Origin of the sequence: Catenulispora pinisilvae (assembly GCF_015356865.1) — a bacterium.
GTDB lineage: Bacteria > Actinomycetota > Actinomycetes > Streptomycetales > Catenulisporaceae > Catenulispora > Catenulispora pinisilvae.
In genome coordinates this window covers 1-2,120 of record NZ_JAAFZA010000471.1, presented here as the reverse complement: position 1 = coordinate 2,120, position 2,120 = coordinate 1, and the positions used below count along the sequence as shown (strand labels likewise).

The 2,120-nt window shown below is 68.7% G+C and carries 2 protein-coding genes; both read right to left on the bottom strand.

The window, feature by feature from the left end; translation table 11 throughout:
- Positions 1–24: 24 nt before the first annotated feature.
- Positions 25–582, bottom strand: coding sequence for a GNAT family N-acetyltransferase (locus IZR01_RS48960; protein ID WP_194900050.1), 558 nt, complete (start codon positions 580–582; stop codon positions 25–27).
- Between the two features lie 170 nt (positions 583–752).
- Complete coding sequence (locus tag IZR01_RS48955) at positions 753–1,985, bottom strand: metallopeptidase domain-containing protein (protein WP_194927866.1); 1,233 nt, start codon at positions 1,983–1,985, stop codon at positions 753–755.
- Between the last annotated feature and the right edge of the window lie 135 nt (positions 1,986–2,120).

Here is a 2,120-nt window from a genome sequence, read left to right as displayed (position 1 = left end):
CCCCAGCGCCGCCCCAGCCCCGCCCTACCACTCATCCCGAACCGCAGCCCACTCATCCTGCAAAATCGCCCACACCTGCATATCCTGCCGCTCCCCATTGTGCAGATAGCTCGACCGCAGAATCCCCTCAGCCGTCATCCCCACCCGCTTCGCGACCGCCACGCTGCGCTCGTTCCGCGGATCGCAGTGCCACTCAGCCCGTGCCAGACCGCGCTCGATCAGTGCGTGGTCCAGCAGGATCCGTACCGAGGTGGTGACGAAGCCGTGTCCCTGGCCGGCCGGTTCGGTCCAGACGCCGATCTCGCAGTTGCCGGATTGGGCGTCGAAGTGCGGGTACATGCAGCCGCCGACGAGGACATGCTGGTGCCAGATGCCGAACAGGCGTCCGGTGTCGGCGGCCTGGCGGTCGGCGTAGCGTTGCAGGGTGTCGCGGGCGCTGTTCAGGTCGGCGGCGCCGGCTGCGAAGCGGATCCATCGGTCCACCTGCTTGCGGGCGCGCTGGATGTGGGCGAAGAACTCGTCGAGTTGCCAGACTTCCAGGGGGCGCAGTTCGGCGTCGTCACTGATCTCTATCGCGAACACGGCACTCCTCGAAGCGGGGCGGCCAAGCGGGATCGGCCAAGTGGGATCGGCGTGGCGGGGTCGGCGCGGCGGGGCAGGGCGTGGCGCGGTGGTGGAGTGGCCGGCGCTGGCCTCTTAAGGACTGTACCGGCCTTGTCCCCCTTACGTCAGGCTGCCGGTGCGGCTCCCGATCAAGATTTGGTGACGGTCACCACGTCCCCGCTCGACGATGAGGCGTTCACCTTGATCGTCACCCCGGCGGTGTCGTCCTCGAAGGTCTGCCCGGGCTCGTAGGCGCCCCAGTCGACGGCCTCGCCGCAGGCGCTGGTCGTCTGGGTGTCGGGGGAGGAGTTCTGGACCCGGATCGGCCCGTCGCCGCTGGCGATCGAGGAATCCACTGCGTAGACCACGACCCCGCTCTTGCAGATCCCCTTGTCGACGCCGTAGGGCTTGCGCGACTCCGCGACGTACGCCGTCGTGGGGCCGGTCCGCACCACCGCGATCTTCGTCCCGCCCAGCGACTCCACCTCCTTCAGCCGCACCGAGAGCGTCCCCGGCTCGTTCAGGCACGCCACCTGTGAGTCGGCCAGCCACCCGATCTTCCAGTCCTCCCAGCCGAAGTGGTGCGGCGCGTCCCCGATGATGTTCCCCATCACGTCGAACCCGCCGACCCAGTGGTGCACGTCCTGGTCGGCGAAGGAGTAGAGGTCGGGCAGTCCGAACGTGTGGCCGGTCTCGTGCACCAACACCTTCGGGCCCCAGACGTACATGTCCTGTCCGAGGGTGACGCCCCACCTCATCTCCTTGCCGTTCACCACCAGGTTCGGCTGCTTCGGGTCGAAGACGTAGGCGGGGGAGAAGGTGATCGCCGTCGCGTTCTTCGGCGGCACGATGTACACCATGTCGAACTTCGACAGGTCGATGTACTGTGCCGCGAGCTCCCCGGCCTGCTTGACGTAGAGCGCCTGCTGCGGCCAGGTGATCCCGCGCACGAAGCCGTACGTCGTCGAGTCCTGCGGCATGTGCAGCCAGTGCTTGACCGGCGTGATCTGCAGATCCACGGCTCCGGCGGAGAACTGCGTCATCAGGCCGTGGGCCGGGGCCAGGAAGTTGTAGTAGTCGTCCGTGGAGTCCATGGCCGGGGCGTCCGGGAAGTCCACGAACAGCATCGCGGCCTTCTTCGTGCCCTGTGGCTGCTGGAACTGCGTGGTGTAGTCGGTGGCATGGCCCTCGTCGGTCCAGCCGGTGGGGTTCGGCAGCGCGCACTGGGCACTCGGGTCGCGATGGTTGGCCGGGATCGGGTCGGCCTGGACCGGACCCCCACCGAGCAGCGGCACGAGTGCGGACACCAGCGCCACCGCGCACGCCAGCCCGGCTCGGTGGACCGCGCGCCGGGAGCGGGAGCGGCGGGGGAGCGTGGGCATGCGGGTCCTTCCGTCTGGGGCCAGTGACGCGGACCACACCTGCCCGCCGGGAGCGGATGCACACCCCGGCTGCTCCTCCTGGCGAACCTTGATCCGCCAAAGGAGGGAATGGGCCGGGAATGGACTGGGAGTGGG